Below are 8,120 nucleotides of genomic sequence, written 5' to 3'. Positions count from 1 at the left end.
GAGATCCATCTCTAATCATCCCTCTAGCGTAAATACGATCGCTGCTTTTTATGGGGTTAATGGCAAAAAACTACAAAGACAATATAAAGATTATCTAAGTGAGTTCAGTTCATGGGAACAAAAAACTCATGCTGATAAGTGGTTACTGTTTCCAGAAAACATAGGCAAACACTTGTCTATAGATGAAACAGCTCTCTCTAATGGAGAACTTTACACTATCGTAACTAATAAAAAAGCAAAGGGTAAAAAAGGAGCAATTGTAGCAATGGTTAAAGGAACCAAAGCTGATACTATCATAAAAATACTTTCAAAAATACCTGTGAAGAAAAGAAATAAGGTTGAAGAAGTAACTTTAGATATGGCGGCCAATATGGGATTGATTGTCAAACGTTCATTTATAAATGCTGCTAGAGTAATTGACAGATTTCACGTACAAAAACTAGCCTCAGAGGCAGTACAGGAAATAAGGATTAAGCATCGTTGGGAGGCTATTAATAAAGAAAATGAGGCTATAGAATACGCAAGAAGCAAAGGAACAGCATACATTGCTGACACTCTAAACAATGGAGATTCCTTAAAACAATTACTAGCTAGAAGTCGCTATCTTCTTTTTAAAAACCCAAGTAAGTGGACTCATAGTCAATCTAAAAGAGCAGAAATACTATTCTCTATTTATCCTGATATGAAAAAAGCCTATGACCTAGCACAAAATTTATCATGGATATTTGAAAAAACCATCGATAAAACTGTAGGGTTGACTAGATTGGCGTATTGGTATGAAAAAGTAAGGCAATCTGGTTTTAAATCTTTTAGCTCTATAGCTAGAACAATGTCAATATATTATCAAGGAATATTAAACTACTTTAACAACAGAAGCACAAATGCTTCAGCAGAATCTTTTAACGCCAAGATAAAAGCTTTCAGAGCACAATTTAGAGGAGTCAGAAATATACCCTTCTTTCTATTTAGACTCTCTAATATTTTTGCCTAATTATTCAGATCCCACAACTTTTACGACTGATCCAAAGTCCTTAATAGAATTGAAAAATTCTAATGATGTAAGAAATAGTCTATAAACAGCAAAAAAGAAAGACTCACTTTGACTGCGGTCAGTATAAACTTCTCGTCTCTTTTTTACATAAAAAAAGCTCCTGTTTTCACAAGAGCTTTTTTTGTACAGGCGGAGAGACTCGAACTCTCACACCTCGCGGCACTAGATCCTAAGTCTAGCGTGTCTACCAATTCCACCACGCCTGCAGTTAAAATCTTTAACGACTGCAAATATAAACAATAGTTACAATTTGCAAAGAGAAATAGTATATTTTAGTACTACTTTAATTTTTTATCATGAAAAACATAGAAACCTATATCAATACACACAAAGATCGTTTTCTAAATGAACTGTTTGAGTTGCTTAGAATCCCCTCTATTAGTGCAGATTCTAACTACAAACCTCAGCTTTTACAAACTGCAGAGCACGTAGCACAGGCATTAACAAATGCGGGTTGTGAAAACGTACAAATATTACCAACCAAAGGAAATCCTGTTGTGTATGCTGATAAAATTATAAATTCTAATCTCCCAACAATATTAGTTTACGGTCATTACGATGTACAACCTGCGGACCCTATAGAACTTTGGGAAACTCCTCCTTTTGAACCTACTCTAAAAAAAACAGAGATTCATCCTGATGGAGCTATTTTTGCCAGAGGTGCTTGCGATGACAAAGGCCAACTATTTATGCATGTAAAAGCTATTGAATTCTTAATAGAAACCCATCAATTACCATGCAATGTAAAATTTATGATAGAAGGAGAAGAAGAAGTAGGCTCTCCTAGTTTGGCTCCTTTTATTAAAGAACATGCCGAATTGTTTAAAAATGATGTGATTTTAATTTCAGATACTGGAATGATTTCTAACACACAACCTTCTATCACCACAGGGTTAAGAGGGTTGAGTTATGTAGAAGTTGAAATTACAGGCCCTAATAGAGATTTACACTCTGGTTTTTATGGAGGTGCTGTGGCAAATCCTATCAATATTTTAAATCAAATGATTGCAAAACTTCACGATGAAAACAATCATATTACCATTCCTGGTTTTTATGATAATGTCTATCAATTATCATCTGAAGAAAGAACAGAAATGGCCAAAGCTCCTTTTAGTCAAAAAGAATACAACAAAGCTTTAAATATTGACGAAGAGTGGGGAGAAAAAAGTTACACTACCCTAGAAAGAAGTACGATAAGACCTACTTTAGATGTAAACGGTATTTGGGGAGGTTATATTGGTCAGGGAGCAAAAACAGTATTACCATCAAAAGCACATGCTAAAATTTCTATGCGCTTAGTTCCTGGTCAAGATCCAGATACAATCACTCAATTGTTTACCGATTATTTTATCAGTTTAGCTCCAAAATCTGTTAACGTCATCGTAAAACCTCATCATGGAGGAAAAGCATACAGAACTCCTTTAGATTCTACAGGATACAAAGCAGCCTACAAAGCGTATGCAGAAACATTTACCAACACTCCAATTCCACAACCTTCAGGCGGAAGTATTCCTATTGTTTCTTTGTTTAGCGATGTATTTAAAAGTCATACCATATTAATGGGATTTGGTTTAAATAGTGATGCCATCCACTCTCCTAACGAACATTATGGTTTGTTTAACTTTTACAAAGGAATAGAAACCATTCCTTATTTTTACAAACATTTTACAGAATTATACAAAGAGGAACATGCGTAATTTACATGAATATAAAATTGGAATTACTTGGAAAGGGTCTATTGATGTTTCTAAAAATTACAGGTACGATAAGACCTACGAATTAGAATTTGAAAACAAACCTAACATTGTAGGTTCTGCTGATGCTACTTTTCATGGTGATAAAGACTTATACAATCCAGAAGAAATGTTATTGTCTGCATTGGCTTCTTGTTATATGATGTCTTTTTTTTACTTATGTAGCAAACAAAAAATTAAAATAGATAGTTACTACGATAGCCCTGTTGGGTTTTTAAAAGTAAACCCTAACGGTAGCGGACAGTTTGAAAAAGTAATGTTACAGCCCGTTATTAAAACCTCTTGCAAAGACACTGTTCTATTATATGAATTGTTTTCTAAAGCAGAAGATTATTGTTTTATAGCCAGGTCTTGTAATTTTATCATTAAACACAATCCTATAATTAACTAAATGTAAATCTGAACCATTTTTCGCCAATATTTAGCTTTGTGTGCTTCACCATCCCATTCATAAAACTGATATTGAATATTTTTCTCATCAAAAATATTTTTTAAATGATAATTGCTTTCTAAAAACAAATCTTCTTTACCAATTGCCAAAATAATATCTAGCTTTTTTATTTCGCTAATTAGTGTTTTACAGTTAATGTTTTTAAGATATTGATTAGGCATATTAAAATACACATACTCATTGTGATATCCATCTAACAAATCATTAAAATAACCTTTAGAAACCGTTAAATCATAACGACCGCTCATGCCCACAACTTTACAAAAAACACTGGGATGTCTCATGGCAATATTTACTGCATGATAAGCTCCTAAACTACATCCTGCAGAAATAATATTAGGATTTTCATTAAGCACTTCCATTAACGGAATTACTTCACTTAAAATATAATTTTCGTATTGATTGTGTCTGTAAATTCTATGACCAGGATGATCATAATTGTTATAAAAAGTTTCTAAATCTATACTATCTAAACAATAGACTTGTAGCTCTCCATTGTTTATTTTTTCTTCTAAAGCATGTATTACTTTCCAATTTTCATAATCATAAAAACGACCCATTCTAGGTGGAAAAAAAAGAACTTTTGCTCCGGAGTGTCCAAAAATCAACAACTCCATATCTCTTTCTAAATTGGGACTATACCAATTATGGTATTCTCTTTTCATAAGATTATTTATACATCATTATACAGGTTGTAATTCTGGAAAACTTTCGGAATGTTTAGAAATAATATCGTACCAAACTTTGTATCCTTTTTTATTTAAATGCAATCCATCTTCTAAAAAATAAGCCTGATTAGGTTTTCCAGAAATATCCAAAGTAGCTTTGTAAATATCTATAAAATGAAAATTTTCATCTTTTTCTGATAAATCTTGAATATTGCTATTTGTATATCTAATACTTCCTTCTAAATACCATCTACTAGGGCTTGGTTTTATAGAAAGAAAAGTAACAGGAATATTTCCGTAATCTTCTCTTATTTGTGTTAATAAAGTCTTAAAAAATAAAACTATTTCTTCGGGATGTCTTCCATCTCCTAAATCATTATCCCCTGCATATATTAGAATTGCTTTGGGATTTAATCCTTTAAAATTTTGTTTATAAAACCAAGAACAAGCTGCTAATGTAGAACCTCCAAAAGCAATATTTATAGGGTTATGTTCTTTAAACAACACAGATATATCATCCCACAATGTAAAAGAAGAGCTACCATAAAACACCAAATCGGGTGTATAACTCAACTCTTTTTTTTCTTTTTCTAACCTATCTAATTCTTCTTGATACCAAAACATTTACCTTCCTCTTTTGTTAGATTTTCAAAGTTAACTAAATATTTTTCTTACCAGCTAATTACAAGCAATTTAACTATTTGATAAAACCCAACTCTCTTTGTTTCTTTTTTGTTAACCCGTTTACCACCAAATTATAAGAATGATCTATCCATTGTTTTATCTCTTTTGCATCCATGTCATCTTCTAAAGTAATGGTGTTCCAGTGTTTTTTGCTCATGTGATAAGCTGAAGTAACAGCTTGGTAAGACTCTCTTAATCCTATGGCTTTATCTGGATTACATTTAAGGTTTACTGCATGTGGCATTCTATCCAAACCGATTAAAGCAAACATTTTATCGGCAACTTTAAATACTAACGTAGAAGTATCAAAAGGAAAACTCTCTGTAACTTCTTTTTTTTCAACACAATAAATCCTTAGTTCTTCAATATTCATATTTTATCTAAATTTACGGCTACTTATACAAGTGGATTAAGAATCTTATCTATTTTTGTAAGTTTAAAATACAAACTAAGATACCTAATGTACGTTACTATTAATCCATACAACCAAGACAAGTTAAAAGAATATTCTTACTTATCAAATACAGAATTAGAACAAAAACTTGATGCTGTTGCTAAAACCTATGCAGATTGGAAAAATGAATCGATTGAAACAAAAATAAAATTAGGAAAAACACTAAGTGATTTATTATTTTCTGAAAAAGTAGAATTGGCTACTTTAATTAGCTCTGAAATGGGAAAACCCATAAAACAGACTATTGCAGAAGTAGAAAAATGTGCTGATTTGGTAGATTACATCACTCAAAATGTGAATAATTTCCTTAGCCCTTCCTTTTTAGACACAACTACCTATATCAACTACACATCTACAGGAGCTGTATTTGGAATTATGCCTTGGAATTTTCCCTTATGGCAAATATTTAGATACGCTTTTCCTACCATAATGGGAGGAAATGTTGCTTTGTTAAAACATGCTCCTAACACTTTTGGTTGCGGAAAAGCAGTAGAGGAATTATTTATAAAAGCAGGATTTCCTTCAAATGTTTTTACCAACTTAATTATTGATATTTCACAAACAGAGCAAGTAATTAGTACTCCAATTGTACAAGGAGTTTGCGTTACGGGTAGTGCAAAAGCTGGTAGTTCTGTAGCTAGTTTAGCAGGAAAATATTTAAAAAAATCGGTTTTAGAGTTAGGAGGTACAGATGCTTGTGTTTTATTTAAAGATGCCGATTTTGAAACTGCTTTAACAGCTACTTTTAATTCTAGAATGACCAACGCAGGACAAGTTTGTATTGCTCCTAAAAGAATATTTGTTCCCAAAAACAAAATAACAGAAGTCATTACTTTTTTTAAATCTAAAATAGACGAATTGATTTTAGGAAATCCCTTAGACCCAAAAACAACAATGGGACCTATTTCTAAATCTCAATTTTTACCTGTTTTAGAGAAACAAGTAAAAAAAGCCATAGAACTTGGAGCTACATTAATCGCAGGTGGAAAAATTAAAACTCCTTTTTTTGAACCTACTTTGTTACTTGTAAACAACGACAATACTATTTTAAAAGAAGAAATTTTTGGACCTGTATTGTGTATAATTTCTTATGATGATGAAACTAATTTACTTTCAGAAATTAACAATACAGACTACGGATTAGGAACTGCTATTTGGTCTGCCAACCTAGAAAAGGCAAAAGAATGGGCTACACAAATAGAAGTAGGATTTGTTACTATTAACAAAATTGTAAGATCGGATGTACGCTACCCTTTTGGTGGAGTTAAAAAATCTGGATATGGAAAAGAATTAGGAGAGGCTGGTTTTAAAACTTTTTTGAACGAAAAAGTTATCAACTTTTAAATCCAAAATAAATCTGAAGCAATTCCATCAGCTAAAAACTTTCCTTTGTGAGTTGTTTTTAGTTGATTTTGTTTCAACTCCAAAGTACCATTTTCTATAAAAGGCTCTATCTGTTTTTCTAAAAACTCCTTGATTTCTACTCCAAAATCTGTTTCTATTTTGTGCAAAGAAACACCCCAAATAGTTCTTAAACCTGTCATTATATATTCGTTAAACCTATCTTTTACAGTCAAGGTTTCCTGTGTTAAAGGCAACTCATCATTTTGTAAAGACTTTATGTATTTAGCATTGTTTGCTATGTTCCAACTTCGGGTGTTTTGGTTGTAAGAATGTGCTGAGGGTCCAAAACCTAAATAGGAAGTTGCCAACCAATAAGAGGTGTTGTGCTTGGAATAAAAATTAGGTTTCCCAAAGTTAGATATCTCATAATGATCAAAACCAGCTTGCGTTAATTCTGACACTAAAATATGAAAATGAGCAGCTGCCACATTTTCATCTACTTCTGGATATTTTTTATTTTTTATAAAATGATGCAAAGCCGTACCTTCTTCTACCGTAAGTGCATAAGACGAAATATGATTGACTCCATAAAACAATGCTTGCTCAATATTTTTTTTCCATTCTGCGTTAGACAAACCTGGAATTCCATACATCAAATCAATGGTAATATTATTAAAATACAGGGTAGCGGTCTCTAAACATTGCTTTACTTCGGTTGCGTTGTGTGCTCTGTTCATCATTTGCAACTCTTTATCTCCAAAAGATTGCACCCCAATACTTAGTCTATTTATGTCTGTTTTGGCTAATTCTCTAATTTTTTTATCCGATAAATCATCAGGATTGGCTTCCAATGTAATTTCAGGAAATTCAATTACATTGTACTCTTTTTCAATTGTTTTTAAAATAGCTGTAATCTCATCAACCTCTAAAATACTTGGAGTTCCTCCTCCAAAATAAATAGTTTCTACCGTTTCATTTTTAAACTCACCTGCTCTTAAAATCAATTCTTTTTCTAAAGCTCCTAAAAAGTCTTTTTTATATTTTAAAGAAGTAGAAAAATGAAAATCGCAATAATGACACGCTTTTTTACAAAACGGAATATGTAAATAAATACCCGCCATTACTTTACAATTTTACTTTCGTTCTGACTCACAAAGCTTGCCCAACCACTGTAGTTTTTACCGCCAACTTTTACGCCACTGTTAAAATGATGGCAAACGGCTGCTGCCAAACCATCGGTAGCATCTAAGTTTTTAGGCAACGTTTTTAAATCTAGCAAACTTTTTAGCATTAAAGCCACCTGTTCTTTACTAGCGTTTCCGTTACCTGTAATGGCCATTTTAATTTTTTTAGGCAAATATTCTGTCACCGGAACTTCTCTAGACAAACCTGCAGCCATGGCGACTCCTTGTGCTCTACCTAATTTTAACATAGACTGTACATTTTTCCCAAAAAATGGTGCTTCTATTGCCAATTCATCAGGATGATATGTTTCTATCAACTCAATAGTCCTTTCAAAAATCAGCTTTAATTTTACATAAGGATCGCTGTATTTACTTAACAACAATTCATTCATTTGAACAAATTCCATTTTTTTCCCAACAACTTTTATCACTCCAAAACCCATAATGGTAGTTCCGGGGTCTATTCCTAATATGATTTTTTCTAAGGCCAATAAAGTGGATTTAACTATTTTAGCAAAGATAGTTAAAAT

At 32.2% G+C, this 8,120-nt stretch carries 9 protein-coding genes and 1 tRNA gene; 4 read left to right on the top strand and 6 right to left on the bottom strand.

Annotation, left to right across the window (positions count from 1 at the left end; translation table 11 throughout):
• Window positions 1-7 precede the first annotated feature (7 nt).
• A complete protein-coding gene (locus FHR24_RS15175; protein WP_167190953.1) occupies window positions 8-991 on the top strand; it encodes an ISAon1 family transposase in 984 nt (327 codons plus the stop codon).
• Between the two features lie 184 nt (window positions 992-1,175).
• On the opposite strand, the gene FHR24_RS15170 is transcribed toward FHR24_RS15175, so the two are convergent.
• Window positions 1,176-1,257 (bottom strand) — tRNA-Leu (locus tag FHR24_RS15170).
• A gap of 90 nt (window positions 1,258-1,347) precedes the next feature.
• Here FHR24_RS15170 and FHR24_RS15165 point away from each other — a divergent pair.
• Window positions 1,348-2,748: a dipeptidase gene (locus FHR24_RS15165; protein ID WP_167190932.1), complete on the top strand. Its 1,401-nt coding sequence runs from the start codon at window positions 1,348-1,350 to the stop codon at window positions 2,746-2,748.
• Entirely contained in the window at window positions 2,741-3,196 is a 456-nt protein-coding gene (locus tag FHR24_RS15160; protein WP_167190929.1) for an OsmC family protein, read from the top strand. The genes FHR24_RS15165 and FHR24_RS15160 overlap by 8 nt, the downstream gene beginning before the upstream one ends.
• Here FHR24_RS15160 and FHR24_RS15155 read toward each other — a convergent pair.
• The 3 genes from FHR24_RS15155 to FHR24_RS15145 form a co-directional block, all read right to left on the bottom strand.
• Window positions 3,193-3,921: an esterase family protein gene (locus FHR24_RS15155; protein ID WP_167190926.1), complete on the bottom strand. Its 729-nt coding sequence runs from the start codon at window positions 3,919-3,921 to the stop codon at window positions 3,193-3,195. The genes FHR24_RS15160 and FHR24_RS15155 overlap by 4 nt on opposite strands.
• An 18-nt stretch (window positions 3,922-3,939) precedes the next feature.
• Window positions 3,940-4,548 carry a GDSL-type esterase/lipase family protein gene (locus FHR24_RS15150; RefSeq protein WP_167190923.1) on the bottom strand — a complete coding sequence of 203 codons (609 nt, stop codon included), beginning with the start codon at window positions 4,546-4,548 and terminating at the stop codon, window positions 3,940-3,942.
• A 73-nt stretch (window positions 4,549-4,621) separates the two neighbouring features.
• A complete protein-coding gene (locus FHR24_RS15145) occupies window positions 4,622-4,981 on the bottom strand; it encodes an MmcQ/YjbR family DNA-binding protein (protein WP_167190920.1) in 360 nt (119 codons plus the stop codon).
• Window positions 4,982-5,068: 87 nt separating this feature from the next.
• Between FHR24_RS15145 and FHR24_RS15140 the strand changes: the two genes are divergently transcribed.
• Window positions 5,069-6,406, top strand: coding sequence for an aldehyde dehydrogenase family protein (locus FHR24_RS15140; protein ID WP_167190917.1), 1,338 nt, complete (start codon window positions 5,069-5,071; stop codon window positions 6,404-6,406).
• Here FHR24_RS15140 and hemW read toward each other — a convergent pair.
• Window positions 6,403-7,527, bottom strand: coding sequence for a radical SAM family heme chaperone HemW (gene hemW, locus FHR24_RS15135; protein WP_167190914.1), 1,125 nt, complete (start codon window positions 7,525-7,527; stop codon window positions 6,403-6,405). The two genes, FHR24_RS15140 and hemW, sit on opposite strands and share 4 nt — an antisense overlap.
• Window positions 7,527-8,081 (bottom strand): crossover junction endodeoxyribonuclease RuvC, encoded by a 555-nt coding sequence (ruvC, locus tag FHR24_RS15130; protein ID WP_167190950.1) that lies wholly within the window; start codon window positions 8,079-8,081, stop codon window positions 7,527-7,529. The genes hemW and ruvC overlap by 1 nt, the downstream gene beginning before the upstream one ends.
• Window positions 8,082-8,120 lie beyond the last annotated feature (39 nt).

Source organism: Wenyingzhuangia heitensis, from assembly GCF_011762155.1.
Lineage (GTDB): Bacteria > Bacteroidota > Bacteroidia > Flavobacteriales > Flavobacteriaceae > Wenyingzhuangia > Wenyingzhuangia heitensis.
Note: the sequence above shows the minus strand (reverse complement) of the source record. Positions and strands in the feature narration are given on the sequence as shown.

What these genes read in the sequence shown, in the direction of transcription:
- FHR24_RS15145 (WP_167190920.1), bottom strand. Translation starts at nt 4,981, where the DNA reads ATGAATATTGAAGAACTAAGGATTTATTGTGTTGAAAAAAAAGAAGTT.
- hemW (WP_167190914.1), bottom strand. Translation starts at nt 7,527, where the DNA reads ATGGCGGGTATTTATTTACATATTCCGTTTTGTAAAAAAGCGTGTCAT.
- FHR24_RS15150 (WP_167190923.1), bottom strand. Translation starts at nt 4,548, where the DNA reads ATGTTTTGGTATCAAGAAGAATTAGATAGGTTAGAAAAAGAAAAAAAA.
- FHR24_RS15160 (WP_167190929.1), top strand. Translation starts at nt 2,741, where the DNA reads ATGCGTAATTTACATGAATATAAAATTGGAATTACTTGGAAAGGGTCT.
- FHR24_RS15155 (WP_167190926.1), bottom strand. Translation starts at nt 3,921, where the DNA reads ATGAAAAGAGAATACCATAATTGGTATAGTCCCAATTTAGAAAGAGAT.
- FHR24_RS15140 (WP_167190917.1), top strand. Translation starts at nt 5,069, where the DNA reads ATGTACGTTACTATTAATCCATACAACCAAGACAAGTTAAAAGAATAT.
- FHR24_RS15165 (WP_167190932.1), top strand. Translation starts at nt 1,348, where the DNA reads ATGAAAAACATAGAAACCTATATCAATACACACAAAGATCGTTTTCTA.